The following is a 16,265-nucleotide window of genomic DNA, read 5'->3' as shown; positions in this document are numbered from 1 at the left end:
CAGGTGGACGAAGGAGCTGAAGTCGATCTGGCTGCCGGCCGCCGGATCGCTCCACACGGTCGTGTTGTTGACGCCGGGGAAATGCGCGGCGAGATGGATCTGCTTGACGGGCTTGCTCATCGGGGGCTCCCCCTGGGAGTTCGCGGTGCGGGCGGGCGGCGGCGTGCTGGTCCGGCGGTCGGCGCTTCGGCGCGGGCGCGGCCGTCCGGGGGAGAACCGCCGGGGCGGCCCGGGGCAGGGGACGTACCGGCGACCGTGGGAAAGGGGTGCCGCAGCGGCGGCTGCGGGAGGGGTGGTGGTGCGGCGCGGGCGCGCGGTGCGCGGCGGCGCGGTGGTCCGGCGGTCAGGCCCCGGAGCGGCCGTACGGCAGGCCCGGACACAGGGCGGCGGCGACGCGCTGGAGGTCGATGTGCCGCCGGGAGTACATGCTCAGCACCGTAACTCCGCCGCGCGGCCCCGCACAATCCCCGCCCGCCGCACCCGGCGTGACATGCGTCGCTCTCCCCCGCCGCGGGCCCTGCCGCTTCCCCCGCCCTCGCCGCGAGCCCGTACGCCACGTCCCCGCCGCGGGCCCCGTGCGCTACGGCGCCGCGGCCGGGTCCGGCTGCGGCTCGCGCGGGCGGCGGTAGCCGCTGACGCCCGCGCACACCACCGCGGCCAGCGCGACCACCGTGCCGGCCACGAGCAGCGACTCCTCGTACACCGCCATGCCGCTACGGATCAGGTGCAGCCCGCCGTCCGCGTACACCCCGCGGTGGTCGTGCAGCAGCTGCGCGCCCGACAGCACCGCGAGCAGCGTGCCCAGCAGCGGGGCGGCGACGAAGCCGTTACGGGCCCGCGGTACGCCGGCCGCCGCCCGTCCCCTCACCCTCTGCCATGGGGGCAAGTATGCCGACGCCCGCCCCTGCCGCCCACGAACCGCGGGGTTCGTGCGGGGCGCCTCGCGCGCAAATCCCGCGCATAAATACGGTGAAGACCCAGATGGTCACCCTCTAGAGTGAACATCGCCGCGAAGCGCAGCCAGGGGTTACTCCTTCTGCAAAAAGCCGACCTCTGGCGACGGGCACTCGCAGCACCCTTCGGGGAGACAACGACAACTGGACTCCGGTGGCAGGCGAAGCGCAGCACGGGCTTACTTCTCTCGGATCGGGCGGTTGCGGGTTCGAGTCCCGCCCGGCGCCTCGGCGCCGGTAGCTCAAACGGCAGAGCACCTGGCTTGCTCGTACGACGGGCACTCGCCCGCCTCCAGACTCCAGTTGACGTCCCCGGCCGGTCGCCTCGCGGCCGGACCGACCACACGACCACGACGACACGACAGTTCGGCAGTTCGACGACGGCACGGGCGCCGCGAAGCGCAGTGAGGGCCTACTTCCACTCATAATGGGGCGGTCGCGGGTTCGAATCCCGCCGGAGCCACCGCATGGCTCCGTAGCTCAGCGGCCTAGAGCACCACGTAGCTCTTGCGACAGGTACTCGCGGCACCCCGCCGTCGTCGGCATGTCAGCGCCCTCGTGGGCACGTCGGTCCGGACAACCACCGAATCCACGTATCCGTATTCCCAAGAGGCGATTGCCATGGCGAAGTTCGCCCGTTTCCGCAACCCCGCGGCGTCCCCGGTGACCACCACTGGGGCGCCCGCGACCACCTTCGAGGGCGGCGCCGCGTACACGCGCGACGTCAAGAGCGAGCTGTTCCTGTTCGCCGCCGTCAACATGGTCGGCGAGGACAGCTTCTACGAGTCCGCCGGCGACCGCGACGCCCGTTTCCGCACCCTCGTGCACGCCGCGACGAAGGCCGACCCGGACTGGGTCGCGCGCTTTGTGCCGTATCTGCGCGACGGGATGAACATGCGCTCGGCGGCGATCGTGACCGCCGCGGAGTCCGCGCTCGCCCGCCGCTCCGGCACCGACCGCGAACCGACCGTGCCCGTAAGGAAGTTGGTCGCCGACGCGCTGCTGCGGGCCGACGAGCCCGCGGAGTTCGTCGGGTACTGGAAGGCGCGCACCGGCAAGTCGACGCTGCCCGGCGGTGTGCAGCGCGGGGTCGCCGACGCGGTGGCGCGGCTCTACACCGAGCGTGCGGCGCTGAAGTACGACGGAGCCGGCGCGGCATGGCGGATGGCGGACGTGGTGGCGCTGGCCAAGCCGGTGCCGGCCGGGCCGTGGCAGGCCGACCTCTTCGACTACCTCGCCGACCGGCGGTGGAAGCGCGAGCAGGTGCGGGTGACCGACCGGCTGCCCGTGCTGAGCGCCTACCGTGCCGCGGCGCTGATGCCGGAGGCGGAGCGGCGTGCGTGGTTCCTCGCCGACCCCGCGCGGCTGCGCGCCGCGGGCATGACGTGGGAGCAGCTGTCGAGCCTCGGCCCGATGGACGCGGACGCGTGGGAGGCGATCATCCCGCACATGGGGCTGATGGCGCTGACCCGTAATCTGCGCAACTTCGACGAGGCGGGTGTCGGCGACGAGGCCGCGGCGGCGGTGGCGGCGCGGCTCGCCGACGCCGAACAGGTGCGCGGCTCGCGGCAGTTCCCGTACCGCTTCCTGTCGGCCTACCGTGCCGCGCCGTCGCTGCGCTGGGGTCACCCGCTGGAGCAGGCGCTCACCGCGTCGGTGGCCAACATCCCGGCGCTGCCCGGGCGGACGCTGGTGCTGGTCGACACGTCGGGCTCGATGGGCGCGACGGTCTCGGGCCGCAGCTCGGTGCGGCATGTGGACGTCGCCGCGCTGTTCGCGGTGGCGCTCGCGGCCCGCGGCTGCGCGGTGGACCTGGTCGGCTTCGCGGACGGCTCCTTCAACCACCCGCTGGTGAAGGGCGGTTCGGTGCTGCGGCAGGCAGAGGCCTTCTGCGCGCGGGTCGGTGAGGTCGGGCACGGTACGCAGACGGTGGCGGCGCTGCGGAAGGCGTACGCCGGTCACGACCGGGTCGTGCTCTTCTCCGACATGCAGGCGTTCCGCTACCCCGGGAGCAACGCGCGCGGCGTGTCGGTGTCCGAGGCCGTCCCGGCGCACGTGCCGCTGTTCGGCGTCAACTCCGCCGGCTACGCCCCCTCCGCGCTGGATACGGGTGCGCCGCTGCGGTACGAGATCGGCGGGTTCAGCGACAAGCTGTTCACGATGGTCGACCTGCTCTCCCGCGGCCGGGACACCGGCTGGCCCTGGGAATGACACGCGGCACGGGGGCCGCGGGGTGCCGGCCCCGGAGGGGGGAGCCGGCCCCGACGTGACCGGGCGCGACTCGCGCGCGCCCGGTCACCTCACCACGCGCCGGACCCGCCGGGCCTGCGCACCGCCCCGGTGGACCGGCCGGGCGCTATGCCTGCCGGGCGCCGGTCCCGTACGTGGTCCCGAACGCCGGCGCGGAGTGGCTGCGGGACTTGCGGTGGTGCGTCGAGTGGTTGCCGCTGCCGCTCTTGCAGCCGCCGAGCGACACCCCGGCCACCACCACGACGAGCCCCACGGCCACACCCTTCCATCCGCGTACTGCCCGCATGACGCTCTCCCCTCGTCGTTTCGCCGCACCCCCTGTGGGGTGCGTCCACCCCTCAGCGACGCCGCCGCGCCCACCGCCGTTCACGCCGGCCGGCGATCCGCACACACCTGTGACATGGACCCGGCACGCAGGGCCGCCGCCGACGGCCCGTACGGGAACGGTCAGGATCGAAGAAGCCGCAGGCCGGGCGGCCTGCCTACGGTCGGACCATGACCTACATCGAATCCGTCACCCTCGACGCGGAGGAGCCCGCCGCCGCGCGGGCCTTCTACACCGACGCCCTCGGGCTCGACACGCAGATACGCGTGGGCCCCGCGCGGGAGCCGTCCACCGGCTTCCGCGGCTACACCCTGTCACTGGTCGTCGCGCAGCCCGCCACCGTGCGCGGGCTCTTCGACGCCGCCGCGGCCGCCGGCGGCACGGCGGTCAAGCCGGTCAAGAAGTCGCTGTGGGGGCACAGCGGTGTGCTGCGGTCGCCGGACGGCGCGCTGTGGAAGATCGCGACGTCCGCGAAGAAGGACACCGGCCCCGACGACCGCGGCGAGGACAAGGTGGTGCTGCTGCTGGGCTGCGACGACATCCTGGCCGGCAAGCGCTTCTACGTCGGGCGCGGCTTCGGCGTCGCCAAGAGCTTCGGGCGCAAGTACGTGGAATTCGCCGCGGCCGAGGGCAGCCCGGTCACGCTCGCCCTCTACCAGCGCCGGGCGCTCGCCAAGGACGCCGGGGTCTCCCCGGAGGGCACCGGAGCGCACCGCCTCGCCATCGCGGCCGGCGCCGAGTCCTTCACCGACCCGGACGGCTTCGCCTGGCAGCCGCCGGCGGCCGGGTGAGGGCGGCGCCCGCCGCTCCCGGCGCTCCCGCTGCTCCCGCTGCTCCCGGCCAGGCGAACTCGTCGACGGCCAGGAAGCGTTCGGCGGTGACGCCGGCCGGGGTCACGCCCGCGAAGGCCATGACGTCGCGGTGGAGGTGGGACTGGTCGGCGTAGCCGCCGGCGGCGGCGACGCGGGCCGGTGCGCCGCCGGTGACCAGGCGGTGGGCGGCGCGGTCGAAGCGGACCAGGCGCGCGGCGCGCTTGGGCGGCAGGCCGGTCTGGGCCTGGAAGCGGGCCCACAGCCGCTTGCGGCTCCACCCGACCTCAGCGGCCAACTCCTCGACCCGCACCCGCCCTTGACCGGCGACGATACGGTGCCAGGCCCACGCCACCTCCGGGTCCACCGCCGCCGGCCGCGCGCCCGGGGCCGCCCGGCGGCGGGCCAGCAGCGCGTCCACCGCCGCGAACCGGCCCTGCCAGGACGGGATTTCGGCGAGCCGCTCACGCAGCCGTGTCCCTTCCGGCCCCCACAGGTCCTCCAGCGCCGTCATCGCGCCGCCCAACTCCCCGGCGGGCGCGCCCAGAAGCCGCGGCGCGTCCAGCGGGGAGAGCCGCACCTGGACGCAGCGGACGTCCTCGCCGCGGCCCCGCACCCCTCCCCCGGCGCCGAAGCCGACCCCCGCGACGAGGCTGCCGCGCTGCGCCCGCCCGGCCGCGTCCTCGACGACGGAGCCGCCGGGCCCGAACTCCACGATGAGCATCACCGCCGGATGCGGCACGACCCGCAATCCGCCGGCTTCCACCCCGGGCACCCGGAAGCCGGCCATGGCAACACCCGCCACCCGCCCGACCCCCCGCGGACGCGCGACCTCCCACCCGACCGGTCCCATGCCCCCACGGTAAGCGGGAGCCCGCGGAGGCCGCCGGTCCAAAGGCCGGCAACGTCCGCAGCCGCAGCCGCAGCCCGGCCGGAAACGTTGGCAACCCCTACCCGGCCGGGAGCATCCGCAGCCGTCCCCCTCCGCACGGCCGGGAACATTCGTCCAAGCCGCCGCGCCCCCGCCCGGCGCACAGTGTCCCCATGACGCACTCCACCGGGCAGCCGCCCACCCCCCGAACGCCCGCCCCCCAAACGCCCATCCCCGAGACGCCCACCGCCCAGGAATTCCTCGCCCTCCCCGACGGCCCCCTCGCCGTCCGCCGGGACGGCCCGCGCGACGCCCCCGCCCTCCTGCTGGTCCACGGCACCGCCTCCTCCGGGTCGTCCTGGGACGCGCTCGTGCCGCTCCTCGCCCCGCACCACCACGTCGTCCGGGTGGACCTGCCCGGCCACGGCCGCTCCCCCGAGCCCACCGCCGGCGGCTACGGCATCCCGGCCCAGGGCCGCCGGGTCGCCCAGGCGCTGGACGCCCTCAGCGTGCCGCACGCCGTCGTCGTGGGCCACTCCAGCGGCGGCTACACCGCGACCGCGCTCGCCGAGCAGCGGCCCGACCTCGTCACGGCCCTCGCGCTCGTCGACACCGGCCCCGCCCTCGACGCCTTCCTCGCGCAGGACACCGCGACCGCGCCCGACCCCGGCCGGTGGCCGCCGACCGACGCGCAGGTACGGCAGTTGGCGGCCACCGGTTTCCGCGCGGGCTACACCGTCCCGCAGTACCTGGTCGACGAGGTCCGCGCCATGAGCCTCACCGCGTTCACCGCCGCCGCCCGGGCCGGTACCGCCTACCTCGCCGAGCGGCCGTTGCCGCCGCGGCTGGCGGCGCTGGGCAAGCCGCTGCACGTCGTCTTCGGCGCCCAGGACCGGCGCTGGCGCCCCTCCTCCGCGCAGGACTACCTCACCGTCCCCGGCGCGACCCTCGACCTCCTCCCGGACGCCGGCCACACCCCGATCCTGGAGGACCCGCCCGAGACCGCCGCCTGCCTGCTGCCCTTCACCGCTTACGTCACCGGCGGCGGCCGGACGGCCGGGTGACGGTCCTCCCGGACGGGCGACGGCCCGAAGGGCCCGCCGCGGAAATAGGCTGACCGCCATGGCAATAGGACAGTGGGCGCTGGGCGGCGAGACGCGCGTCGCGAGGATCGGTTACGGGGCCATGAAGCTCACCGGGTGGCCGCGCGGGGAGCGGCCGGACCGGGAGACGGCGCTGAGGGTGCTGCGCCGGGCGGTGGAGCTGGGCGTCAACCACATCGACACCTCGCACTATTACGCGCGGGACGGTGTCGCCGCGAACGAGCTGATCCACGAGGCGCTGCACCCGTACCCCGCGGACCTGGTGATCGTCACCAAGGTGGGCGCCCTGGTGGAGGGTTCCGACCTTGACCTGCCCGCCGAGCGGAAGACCGGGCTCACGCCGGACAACCTGCGCCGCGGGGTGGAGGCGAACCTGCGCACGCTCGGCGTGGACCGGCTCGACGCGGTCAATCTGCGGCTGGGCGACCTCGACCGGGCCGGCGTTGCGCTCGCCGAGCCGCTGGAGGCGCTGCTGAAGCTGCGCGAGGAGGGACTGATCCGGCATCTCGGCGTCTCCAACGTCACCTTCGAGGAGTTCGAGCAGGCCCGTGCGCTCGCGCCGGTCGCGTGCGTGCAGAACCTCTACAACGTCGCCCGGCGCGACGACGACGCCCTCGTCGACGCGTGTGCGCGGGCCGGTGTCGCGTACGTCCCGTTCTTCCCGGTGGGCGGCTCCCAGCCGCTCACGGCGGCGCGGCTGGACGCGGTCGCCGCCCGGCACGGGGCGACCGCGCCGCAGGTGGCGCTGGCCTGGCTGCTGGCCAGGTCGCCCAACATCCTGCTCATACCCGGCACGGGCTCGCTCGCCCACCTGGAGGAGAACGTCGCCGCGGGCGACCTGGAGCTGACCGAGCAGGACCTGGCGGAGCTGGCGGACCTGGGCTGAGCCGGGCGCCGCGGTCCCGCCGCGGCGGGCGGCTCAGTCGCGCCGGCGGGCGGTGATGACGACCCGGTTGATGATCGCGTCCGGCGGGATGTCGGCCGGGTCCTTCGCCGTCACGCCGGTGACCTCGAAGCCGCACTCCTCCAGCCAGCTGCTGTAGGTGGAGACCGGCTGGAGTCCGCCGCGGCCCATGACGCAGCCGAGGATGTAGGCGGGGAAGAAGTCCGCCTGGTAGTCGGCCGGATCGGTGATGTCCTCGGGGTAGACGGGCGCGAGGACGACGATCGTGCCGCCTGGCACCAGCGCCTGCCGGCAGTTGCGCAGGATCGTCAGGACGTCCTCGCGGTCGTACATGTCCACGAAGTGCTTGAGCAGCAGCACGTCGTAGCCGCCGGGCAGTGATCGGAGGGCGTCGCCGGCCACGAAGTCGCACTGCTCCTCGACGCCTTGGGCGGCGAAGTTCCGGCGGCACTCGGCTTCGAAGAAGGGCTGGTCGAAGGTCGTCACCCGCAGCCCGGGCGACGCCTTGAGCTGGGCGGTCATGATCGACCCGAGGCCGGGCCCGCCGAGCACGTCCAGCACCCGTGCCCCGGCGGGGACGTCGAAGCTGCGGAAGAACCACGGGTAGACGCTCGCGGTCTCGTTCTGCGCCAACGGCCCCCAGGCGTCCCGTACTTCGGGTACGTGCGCGGCGGCGGCGAACATCGTGCCGTCGAAGCCGTACAGCTCCTTCAGGCCCACCACGCTGCCGCTGCGGACGCTGTCGGCGAGCCAGTACAGCTGGCGCAGCATGCCGGTCTTGACCATGCCCATGAAGGTGAGGACCCGCTGGAGGTCCTTGTCCGGGACCTCGGCGAGGGTGCCGAGGGCGTAGCCGCCGGTGTCCGGGTCCTGGGCGAGGAACCCCTCCTTGACCGGCAGCCGCAGCAGTTGCTCCAGCGCCTCGGGCTTCACGCCGACGGCCGGCCCGAGTTCGGCCGCGGTCAGCCCCGGCTCCTTGCGCAGGGCGTCGACGACGCCGAGGTCGAAGCACGTGTGGAGGGTCGCGAACCGGGCGGGCCCGACGATGTATTCGCGCATCCGCGCCAGCACGGCCCCGGCGGCGGACTCGCCGGCCGACCCGGTGGTGGACTCGGTGGTGGACTCAGGCACAGCCATCCCCTCGCTAGGACGTTCACTGACGGTCGGCGTTCACGCGCACGGCTGACGCGCACGGCTCACGCGTTGCGGTAGGCCACCTTGCGTGCCATCGCGGCCAGTTCCTCGCGCCACACCGGCGCGACGGGCGCGTCCGCGATGGCCTTGCAGCCGCGTTCGACGAGCCCGGCGATGTGCTTCTCGATGTCGGCCGGGACCCCGGTGTCCAGCAGCCGCCCGCGCACCTCGTCGTAGCTGTGGCCCGGCTCGGTGACCAGGGTGTGGATGTGCTCGTCGCGCTGCATCGCCCAGCCCAGCAGCAGCGTCATCTTGTGCTGCGTGAAGTCCAGCCCGGTGGGCTTTCCGGTGTCGGCGGAGTCGCCGAACGCGTCGAGCAGGTCGTCGCGCAGCTGGAACGCCTCGCCGACCGCCTCGCCGTACTCCTCGAAGACCGGGGCCAGATCGGCGCGCCCGGCCGCGCTCGCGCCCACCACCAGCGGCCGGTGGATGGTGTAACGCCCGGACTTGATACGGGCGATGAGCCGCGAGGAGCGCAGGTCGACGGAGAACTCCGCGGCGGCGTGGACGTCCATGTACTGCCCGATCATCACCTCCGAGCGCAGCCGGTTCCATTCCGGGACCACCGTGGCGGGCGCCTCGGCCATCAACTCGCCGCTGTAGACCAGCGCGAGGTCGCCGACGAGGATCGCGACGCCCTCGCCGTACCGCCGGGACTCGCCCTGCCAGCCGCTGGTCGCGTGCAGCGCGGTGTGGTGGGCGTGCACGGTCGGCAGCCCGCGCCGGATGTCGGAGTCGTCCAGGACGTCGTCGTGGACGAGCGCGGACACGTGCAGCATCTCCAGTGCCGCGCCGGCCGACACGATCCCCGGGTCCGCCGGGTCGCCGCCGGCGGCCAGGTAGCCGGTGACGCAGAAGGCCGGCCGGATGCGCTTGCCGCCCGACCCGATCATCTCGGCCAGCGCGTCCACGGGGACGACCGCGCCTTCGTGCACCGCCGCCCATGTCTCGCGCTCGGCGGCCAGCAGCGTCCGCAGCCGGTCCTCGACGCGCCGCAGCAGGTCGGCGGCGCAGCGCCGGGCGAGCCCGGCGGCGTCCTCGCCGGGGCCGGCGGTCAGTGGCGAAGTCACAGGTCTCTCCCAGGGGTTCGGGTGGTGCACGTGCGGGGCGCCCGGCGGTGCGGGCTACCGGGGGTGGGCGATCATCAGCAGGCGGCGGGGGTGCAGCGTGGTCTCGGGCGCGGTGCGCACCCGCAGGCCGGGAACGGTGGTGAGCTTCCACTCGCGCGTCAACTCGTCGAGGATCACCTCCAGTTGCTCCCAGGCGAACATCTCCCCGATGCAGCCCTTCGAGCCGATGCCGAAGGGGATGTACGAGGCGTCGATCGTGCTGGGCCGGACGGTGAGCCAGCGGTCGGGGTGGAAGCGGTGCGGGTCGGGGTAGTGCCCGGGGTCGCGGTGCAGCAGGTAGGAGCTGAAGACGAGGTTGGTGCCCGCGGGGAGCGGGTGCTCGCCGAGGACGACGTCGGTGAGGGTCTTGCGGCAGGAGATCCACACCGGCGGGTAGAGCCGCAGCACCTCCATCAGGAAGCGCAGGGTGTAGCCGGGCGGGCCGTGGTCGTGGCCGCCGTCCTCGGCCCGCCTGCGGGCCAGGTCCTTCAGCAGCGGCTCCTCCACGGCCGGGTGGCGGTCGAGGGTGTGCAGGGCCCAGGACATCACCGACGCGGTGGTGACGGTCGCGGCGGTCAGCACCATGACGGCCTCCTCGCACACCTCCTCCGGGGTCAGCAGCGGGTTGCCCTGCTCGTCGGCGTCGGTCAGCAGCGTCGAGAGGTAGCCGGCGCTCTTCCCGGGCGAGGCGAGCAGTCCGTCGACGCACTGCGCGAGCAGGTCGCGGAATTCGCTGCGGGCCGCGGCCAGCCGTCCGGCGGCGGCGGTCCCGGCAGTGCGGGCCGCGGCTTTCCCGTAGAGCGGTTTCCTGATCATCTCCCAGGCGAGCCGGGAAAGGCGTTCGCCCAATTCCACCGTCGTCGCCCGCGGCAGCCCGGTGATGAGCGTCTCGACGGCGATGGCGCAGGTGATCCGGCACATCTGCTCCTGGACGTCGACCGCTTCCCCCGCTTTCCACGCCGTGACGGTGCCGCGGACGATGCGCCGCATGAGGGGAACGTAGTCCTCGACCTTCGTCGACCGCAGATAGGGGCTCGCCAGTCGCCGGTAATGGCGGTGCACGGCCTCGTCCTCGGAGAGCATTCCCACCCGGCTGAGCGTTCTGGCCTTGCGGAAGAGCTCGCCCTTCCCGTAGTTGCGGCTCTCGCCGACCAGGACGGTGCGCGCCAGCACCGGGTCCCGTACGAAGACGGCGGGGACGCCGTCCACCGTGAGGTGGCGGACGGCACGGCCGCGCAGCAGGCTCTCCATGCGGCTGAAGAGGAATTCGGGGGCCGCCGAACGGCCCGCGGATAAGTCGGCCGGGTTCATCCTTTGCGTCATGGCACTCACCTCGGTAAGTGCGTCAACCGCTTCCGCGGCTACGCGGACTCTTTGTCGCGGACGGCGATATAAGCGGTGTTGAGCCGGCTCACGGAACGCCAGCGGTAGTAGGACTGGAGTTTGTAGTATTCCTCGCCGCCGGATGTCACGGCGGCATAGACCATTTTCGGGTCTCTCACGCCGTAGGGCATATGGGTGACGAAATGCTCGACCTTGGTGCCCAGCCGGGCGAAGAAGGCCATCGGGTCGTCGGTCTTCACCCCGTACGACATCCGCTCGATGTCGCCGGATTCCCAGTTGAGGGTGGTGTAGAGGCCGAAGGACGCCTCGCAGAAGGCGAACATCTGCTCGCTCGGGCTCGGCAGGCCGATGTCGCGGTGCATCGCGAGGACGGTGTCGCGCTCGAAGCACTCCTGGGGCGCCGCGAAGTACAGGTTCATGGTGCGGGCCCGGTAGTCGATGCCGATGACGTCGACCTTCTCGGCGAGGCCGTAGCGGGTGAAGAAGCCGTTGTTCGCGGCGACGCTGCGGGGCATCGCCTCCAGGGTGCCCAGCCGCTCCAGGGTCTCGTGCTCGCCCGCCGGGAAGTAGATCCAGATCTTCTTGAAGCCGGAGGTGACACCGAAGTCGACGCCGTAGCTGTTGATCGGGCACAGCTGCTGGATCTGCGCCAGGAGCCGGCCGGTGGGGTGGTCGGTCGGCGCGGTCAGGCCGTGGGCGAGGGCGGTGGCGTAGGGGTCGATGTGCCGGGGGAGGGTGAAGCGGGCGTCGAAGTCGCCCTCGTGGCGGGCGTTGGTGGCCACCCGGAAGGCGATCACGGCCTCCGGCAGCGCCTCCTCGAACGCGGCGAGCAGCGGCCGGACGGCGTCCTCGGAAGCGGCCACGTCCAGCAGTGCGGCCGACTCCTCGATGGCCGAGTAGACGCTTTCGGTATCGACGGGGACATCGACTGAACCCGGCATCAAAGCTCCTTCGAGTCGGTTCCGGTGGGCTGCGCGCACGCGAGCGACCTGGGTCGTCGCGGGTCCGGCAGACGCACGTCGGGCGTGCCCGGGGACCTCGCGGCGGCTGCCCCGAGCGCGGCGGCGCTGCGCAGGCGTTCCAGTGTGGCGGGTGTGACTTGAGGGAGACTGTGCGCCGGCTTGGTGCCGCCTTGGTGCGGAGGCGGGAGCGGGTACGGCGTCCGGATGCCGGTCGGGGACACGCGTATGCGGCGGCCCCGCGCGCGGCGGCCGGGCCTCGGGTCAGCCGGCCCGCGGGTCAGCCGGTCTGCGGGTCAGCCGGTCTGCCAGAGGCGGAGCTTGTCGGGGTTGAGCACCGCCCAGACGCCGCGTACCCGGCCGCCCTCGATGTCGAACGCGAGCACCGACACGGGCCGGCCCTCGAAGCGGGCGACCAGGCCCGGCTGTCCGTTGACGGTGCTCTCGTGCAGCGTGAAGCCGGGCGCCGCCGCCATCCGCTCGGCGAAGAACCGGGCGACGTCCCGCGCGCCCCGGACCGGGTGCACCGCCGCCGGCACCAGCCCGCCGCCGTCGCCCGTCGCGGTGGCGTCGTCGGCCAGCAGGCCGATGAGGGCGTCGATGTCCTTGAACTCCCACGCCTGCTTGAACGCCCTTACGATCTCGGCGCGTTGGGCGGCCGGCGAGGCGTCGGCCCGTACCGCGCGGACCCGGCGCCGGGCGGAGGAGGCCAGTTGGCGGCAGGCGGTGGGCGCCCGGTCGAGGATCTCGGCGACTTCGGCGAAGGAGTAGCGGAAGACGTCGTGCAGGATGAACGCCACCCGCTCGGCGGGCGTCATGACGTCGAGCACGACGAGGAAGGCCATGTCCACCGACTCGTCGAGGGTGATCTGGTCGGCGGGGTCGGCCGTCACGGTGCCGCCGCCCCACCGGCCGCCCATCCACTCGGTGCGGTCCGGCAGCGGCTCGGGCACCCAGGCGCCCACGTACCGCTCCCGCCGGGCCCGCGCGGAACCGAGCAGGTCCAGGCAGATCCGGCTGGCGACGGTGGTGAGCCAGCCGCCGGGCGACTCCATGGCGGCGCGCCGGCCGGGCGGCAGCGCGTACCAGCGGGTGTACGTCTCCTGGACGACGTCCTCGGCCTCGGTGAGCGAACCCAGCAGCCGGTAGGTGAGGTTGATCAGCCGGGGCCGCTCGTCGACGAGGGTGCGCAGTCCCGGGTCCGCGGGATCGCGGCGGCCGTCGCCGGGCCCGGAGCGGTCGGTCATGGCGTCGCGGTCCCCTCGTCCCCTGCGTCCCGCGGCGTCACCTCACATCGCGCGGGGCTGTGTCGTTGTAGCTGATGAACGCACACTATCCTGGCGACGAAGGAAGAGCACAAATGTCCGAACCTGTGAACGTTTCGATCATTTACTACAGTGCCACGGGCAATGTGCACGCGTTGGCGCTGGCCGCCGCCGAGGGGGCGGAGAAGGCCGGTGCCGAGGTGCGGCTGCGCAAGGTCGCCGAGACGGCGACCGAGGAGGTCGTCAACTCCCGTCCGGAATGGGCCCAGCACGTGCGGGACACCGCCGATGTCGCCGAGGTGAGCCACGCCGACCTGGAGTGGGCGGACGTGGTGCTCTTCGGCACGCCCACCCGGTTCGGCAACCCGGTGAGCCAGATCCGGGCGTTCGTCGAGACCACGGGCCCGCTGTGGTTCACGGGCAAGCTGGCCGGCAAGGTCTACTCGGCCTTCGTCGCCTCCAACACCGCCCACGGCGGCCAGGAGTCGACGATCCTGGCGATGGCGAACACCTTCTACCACTGGGGCGGCATCATCGTGCCGCCCGGCTACACCGACCCGGTCCAGTTCCAGACCGGCAACCCCTACGGCACCTCGCACACCGCCGGTGGCGGCGCCACGCCGAGCGACCTGACGCTGCAGGCCGCCCGCCACCAGGCCCGCCGTGCCGTCGAGACCGCCGCGGCGCTCAAGGCCGGCCGCGCCGCCTGACGCCGGGCGCGCTCACCCCGACCCGCCCCCGCACGAGCCGGGCCGCCCGTGCCTCCCCGGGCCCGGCCTCGTGCGGCGGCGCGGTCCGTCCGGCATGAACGGACCCTCGACGGGGCATGGTTGCCTGGCCTGATGTGGACTGTCGTCGTACGGTCCGGGTGTGGTTACCGTGGTCGGAGGGGGAACGATGATGCACACCGTGTTCGACCGCGAGGAACTGCCGCCGCCGGACCGGCTGGCGGCGCTCAACGACCTTTTCACCGGCGGCGAGCACCCGATGCGGGTGCTCAGCCCGGAGCCGGACGGCTTCAGCGCCCTGGTCCGCACGGTGGACCTTGCGGCCGTGAACGTCGTCGAGTTGACGGTCTCGCCGTCCCATGTCCTGCGCACCGCGCCGATGGTCCGGCAGGCCGACCCCGAACTGCTGTGCGTGGTCGTGGCGTCCACCGGCAAGCTGGTGATGGGCCAGGCCGGCCGGGAGGCCGTGCTCGGCGCCACCGACATCGCCCTCTACGACAGCTCGCGCCCCTTCGACCTCCAACTCGGCGCGGGCGGCGAGCCGGCCACCGTCGTCCGCGCCCACCTGCCCAAGGCGCTGCTCGGCCAACCCGCGGACCGCGTCGAGCGGTTGCTGGCCCGGCCGCTGCCCGGGCACGGCGGCTTCGCGGGCCTGCTCGTCCACTTCCTCGGCAGCCTGACCGGCACCGCCGGCGGCTACCGCCCCGACGACGTCGCCCGGCTCTCCGGTGTGGCGGCCGACCTGCTCACCTCGTTCGTCGCGCACCACCTGGACGCCGAGCCCGACGTCCACGAGGACTCCCGGCGGCGGGCCCTGCTGCTGAGCGTCGAGGCGTTCGTGCGCCGGCACCTGCACGACCCGGACCTGACCCCGCGGGCCGTCGCCGCCGCCCACCACCTGTCGGTGGGCTACCTCCACCGCCTCTTCGGCGCCCGCGACACCACCGTGGCCGCCTGGATCCGCGGGCTGCGGCTCGAACGCGCCGCCCACGACCTGCGCGACCCCGCCCTGCTGGACGTGCCCGTGCACCGCATCGCCGCCCGCTGGGGCTTCCGCGACCACTCCACCTTCACCCGCACCTTCCGTACGGCCTACGGGGTGTCCCCGCGCGACTTCCGCGGCTCCTCGGCGGCCGAGGCCGAGCTGGCGGCGGGCGGCTCGGGCGCGTGAGCCGGGGCCCCTTCTACGCCCGCTCGTGGTCGCGGGCCACGTCCTGGTCCCGCTTCTGGTCCTTGCCCTGGTCCTGCTCCTGGTTGTCCCGGTCCCGCAGCGTGCGCTCGACGGCTTCCTGTACGCGGGCGTCCTCGCGGCGCCTGGCGCGGGCGCGGGCCCGCCGGGCGAGCAGCAGGCCGGCCACGACCGCCGCGGCCAGGGCGGCGACCAGCAGCGTCAGCGTCCACGGCACGGCCCATGTGTGCGCGCTCGCCGAGACCGCCTTGAGCGCGGAGGTGGAGCCGGAGGCGTCGGTCAGCAGCGGCGTCAGGGTCGCGGTCGCGGTGAGCCGGAAGCCGGGGGCGACGCCGTGGACGGGCACCTCGACCTTCCAGCGCTCGCCGGGCAGCAGTGCCGGCGGCGCCGCGACGTCCTTCGCGTCGGCCGTGAGCCAACCGAAGGGGCCGGAGACGGACACGGCCTGCCTGGCCGACAGCGTGGCGTTGCCGGTGTTGTGGATCGTGTACGTGACGGCGGCGTCGCCGGTACCGAAGGGGTTCGCGGTGCCGCGGTAGCCGACGCTCATGTCCTCGACCTTGAGCTGCGGGGTGAGCGCGCCGCTGACCCGCAGCGCGATCTTGATGCCGAGGCGCCGGTCGACGGTGATGCCCTGCGCGGCGTCGGGCTGCTTGAGCGAGGTGAGGATGCCGCCGACGTAGTCGCCGGGCGTGGCGTTGCCGGGGACGGCGACGGTGAAGGGCACGTCGGCGGACTTCCCCGGTGCGACGGTGACGCTGTCGCGCTCCGGGCGGGCCCAGGCGCCGACGCCGGTGGACTTCTTGTCCCGGGTGAGCAGGTCGAGTTGGCCGGTGCCGGTGGTGTAGCCGTCGGCGGCGTAGACGGTGAGGGTGAGCGGGTCGGTGCCGTGGTTGGCGACCGTCATGGTGTCCTTGATCGCGCCGCCGGGGTTGATGCTGTAGCCGAAGCTGGACCGCTCGGCTCCGTAGGTGTTGGCGGCCGTCCTGACCGTCCAGCTGACGTCGTCGCCCGCGGCCCGGGCCGGGCCGGCGCCGAGGCCGGCGAGGGTGGCCGCGACGGCGATGAGCAGCGCCAGGACGGCGGTACGGGCGGCGGTGCGGAGGGTGGGCGCATGCATGGGGGTTCTCCTGGCGCGGGGCACGGGGGCACGGGGCGCGGGGGGTGGCGCGGGGGGGGGGGGGGGGGGGGGGGGGGGGGGGGGGCCCCCCCCCCCCCGCCCCGCCGCCCCGCCCCCGCCCGCCCCGCCGGCCGTACCGCCC

Annotated in this window: 16 protein-coding genes; 6 read left to right on the top strand and 10 right to left on the bottom strand. The window is 73.9% G+C overall.

Annotation, left to right across the window (positions count from 1 at the left end):
* Positions 1-343: 343 nt before the first annotated feature.
* A complete protein-coding gene (locus tag HCN08_RS36815) occupies positions 344-427 on the bottom strand; it encodes a putative leader peptide (RefSeq protein ID WP_322974851.1) in 84 nt (27 codons plus the stop codon).
* Between the two features lie 153 nt (positions 428-580).
* The gene (locus HCN08_RS34070; protein WP_167987210.1) at positions 581-868 is read right to left on the bottom strand and encodes a hypothetical protein; all 288 of its coding nucleotides are present in this window, start codon (positions 866-868) and stop codon (positions 581-583) included.
* 706 nt (positions 869-1,574) lie between these two features.
* Here HCN08_RS34070 and HCN08_RS34065 point away from each other — a divergent pair.
* Positions 1,575-3,164: a TROVE domain-containing protein gene (locus tag HCN08_RS34065; protein WP_167987209.1), complete on the top strand. Its 1,590-nt coding sequence runs from the start codon at positions 1,575-1,577 to the stop codon at positions 3,162-3,164.
* Positions 3,165-3,309: 145 nt separating this feature from the next.
* On the opposite strand, the gene HCN08_RS34060 is transcribed toward HCN08_RS34065, so the two are convergent.
* Positions 3,310-3,489, bottom strand: a complete 180-nt coding sequence (locus HCN08_RS34060; protein ID WP_167987208.1) for a hypothetical protein — start codon at positions 3,487-3,489, stop codon at positions 3,310-3,312.
* Positions 3,490-3,698: 209 nt separating this feature from the next.
* Here HCN08_RS34060 and HCN08_RS34055 point away from each other — a divergent pair, with 209 nt between their 5' ends.
* The gene (locus tag HCN08_RS34055) at positions 3,699-4,319 is read left to right on the top strand and encodes a VOC family protein (protein ID WP_167987207.1); all 621 of its coding nucleotides are present in this window, start codon (positions 3,699-3,701) and stop codon (positions 4,317-4,319) included.
* Here HCN08_RS34055 and HCN08_RS34050 read toward each other — a convergent pair.
* Positions 4,273-5,190 carry a helix-turn-helix domain-containing protein gene (locus HCN08_RS34050; RefSeq protein WP_167987206.1) on the bottom strand — a complete coding sequence of 306 codons (918 nt, stop codon included), beginning with the start codon at positions 5,188-5,190 and terminating at the stop codon, positions 4,273-4,275. The genes HCN08_RS34055 and HCN08_RS34050 overlap by 47 nt on opposite strands.
* Before the next feature lie 191 nt (positions 5,191-5,381).
* Between HCN08_RS34050 and HCN08_RS34045 the strand changes: the two genes are divergently transcribed.
* Positions 5,382-6,272, top strand: a complete 891-nt coding sequence (locus HCN08_RS34045; RefSeq protein WP_167987205.1) for an alpha/beta fold hydrolase — start codon at positions 5,382-5,384, stop codon at positions 6,270-6,272.
* Positions 6,273-6,330: 58 nt separating this feature from the next.
* A complete protein-coding gene (locus tag HCN08_RS34040; RefSeq protein WP_167987204.1) occupies positions 6,331-7,197 on the top strand; it encodes an oxidoreductase in 867 nt (288 codons plus the stop codon).
* A 33-nt stretch (positions 7,198-7,230) separates the two neighbouring features.
* Here HCN08_RS34040 and HCN08_RS34035 read toward each other — a convergent pair whose 3' ends face one another.
* The 5 genes from HCN08_RS34035 to sigJ form a co-directional block, all read right to left on the bottom strand.
* Complete coding sequence (locus HCN08_RS34035) at positions 7,231-8,346, bottom strand: methyltransferase (RefSeq protein ID WP_322974850.1); 1,116 nt, start codon at positions 8,344-8,346, stop codon at positions 7,231-7,233.
* A gap of 65 nt (positions 8,347-8,411) precedes the next feature.
* Positions 8,412-9,479 (bottom strand): polyprenyl synthetase family protein, encoded by a 1,068-nt coding sequence (locus HCN08_RS34030; protein WP_322974849.1) that lies wholly within the window; start codon positions 9,477-9,479, stop codon positions 8,412-8,414.
* A gap of 54 nt (positions 9,480-9,533) precedes the next feature.
* Complete coding sequence (locus HCN08_RS34025) at positions 9,534-10,841, bottom strand: cytochrome P450 (protein WP_167987203.1); 1,308 nt, start codon at positions 10,839-10,841, stop codon at positions 9,534-9,536.
* A 38-nt stretch (positions 10,842-10,879) separates the two neighbouring features.
* Positions 10,880-11,803: an aromatic prenyltransferase gene (locus HCN08_RS34020; protein ID WP_167987202.1), complete on the bottom strand. Its 924-nt coding sequence runs from the start codon at positions 11,801-11,803 to the stop codon at positions 10,880-10,882.
* A gap of 314 nt (positions 11,804-12,117) precedes the next feature.
* Positions 12,118-13,068, bottom strand: coding sequence for an RNA polymerase sigma factor SigJ (gene sigJ, locus HCN08_RS34015; protein WP_167987201.1), 951 nt, complete (start codon positions 13,066-13,068; stop codon positions 12,118-12,120).
* A gap of 113 nt (positions 13,069-13,181) precedes the next feature.
* On the opposite strand from sigJ, the gene wrbA reads away from it, so the two are divergent.
* A complete protein-coding gene (wrbA, locus tag HCN08_RS34010; protein ID WP_167987200.1) occupies positions 13,182-13,796 on the top strand; it encodes an NAD(P)H:quinone oxidoreductase in 615 nt (204 codons plus the stop codon).
* 187 nt (positions 13,797-13,983) lie between these two features.
* Positions 13,984-14,985 (top strand): helix-turn-helix domain-containing protein, encoded by a 1,002-nt coding sequence (locus HCN08_RS34005; RefSeq protein WP_167987199.1) that lies wholly within the window; start codon positions 13,984-13,986, stop codon positions 14,983-14,985.
* 13 nt (positions 14,986-14,998) lie between these two features.
* Here HCN08_RS34005 and HCN08_RS34000 read toward each other — a convergent pair whose 3' ends face one another.
* Positions 14,999-16,123: a WxL protein peptidoglycan domain-containing protein gene (locus HCN08_RS34000; protein WP_167987198.1), complete on the bottom strand. Its 1,125-nt coding sequence runs from the start codon at positions 16,121-16,123 to the stop codon at positions 14,999-15,001.
* Between the last annotated feature and the right edge of the window lie 142 nt (positions 16,124-16,265).

Source organism: Actinacidiphila epipremni (assembly GCF_012034175.1).
GTDB classification, from domain to species: domain Bacteria; phylum Actinomycetota; class Actinomycetes; order Streptomycetales; family Streptomycetaceae; genus Actinacidiphila; species Actinacidiphila epipremni.
Note: the sequence above shows the minus strand (reverse complement) of the source record. Positions and strands in the feature narration are given on the sequence as shown.

Bases quoted from the DNA above. Each gene is read 5' to 3' on its own strand.
- HCN08_RS34040 (WP_167987204.1), top strand. From the start codon at position 6,331: ATGGCAATAGGACAGTGGGCGCTGGGCGGCGAGACGCGCGTCGCGAGG.
- sigJ (WP_167987201.1), bottom strand. From the start codon at position 13,068: ATGACCGACCGCTCCGGGCCCGGCGACGGCCGCCGCGATCCCGCGGAC.
- HCN08_RS34005 (WP_167987199.1), top strand. From the start codon at position 13,984: ATGATGCACACCGTGTTCGACCGCGAGGAACTGCCGCCGCCGGACCGG.
- HCN08_RS34050 (WP_167987206.1), bottom strand. From the start codon at position 5,190: ATGGGACCGGTCGGGTGGGAGGTCGCGCGTCCGCGGGGGGTCGGGCGG.
- HCN08_RS34055 (WP_167987207.1), top strand. From the start codon at position 3,699: ATGACCTACATCGAATCCGTCACCCTCGACGCGGAGGAGCCCGCCGCC.
- HCN08_RS34000 (WP_167987198.1), bottom strand. From the start codon at position 16,123: ATGCATGCGCCCACCCTCCGCACCGCCGCCCGTACCGCCGTCCTGGCG.
- HCN08_RS34065 (WP_167987209.1), top strand. From the start codon at position 1,575: ATGGCGAAGTTCGCCCGTTTCCGCAACCCCGCGGCGTCCCCGGTGACC.
- HCN08_RS34025 (WP_167987203.1), bottom strand. From the start codon at position 10,841: ATGACGCAAAGGATGAACCCGGCCGACTTATCCGCGGGCCGTTCGGCG.
- HCN08_RS34020 (WP_167987202.1), bottom strand. From the start codon at position 11,803: ATGCCGGGTTCAGTCGATGTCCCCGTCGATACCGAAAGCGTCTACTCG.
- HCN08_RS34060 (WP_167987208.1), bottom strand. From the start codon at position 3,489: ATGCGGGCAGTACGCGGATGGAAGGGTGTGGCCGTGGGGCTCGTCGTG.
- HCN08_RS34045 (WP_167987205.1), top strand. From the start codon at position 5,382: ATGACGCACTCCACCGGGCAGCCGCCCACCCCCCGAACGCCCGCCCCC.
- HCN08_RS36815 (WP_322974851.1), bottom strand. From the start codon at position 427: ATGTACTCCCGGCGGCACATCGACCTCCAGCGCGTCGCCGCCGCCCTG.
- wrbA (WP_167987200.1), top strand. From the start codon at position 13,182: ATGTCCGAACCTGTGAACGTTTCGATCATTTACTACAGTGCCACGGGC.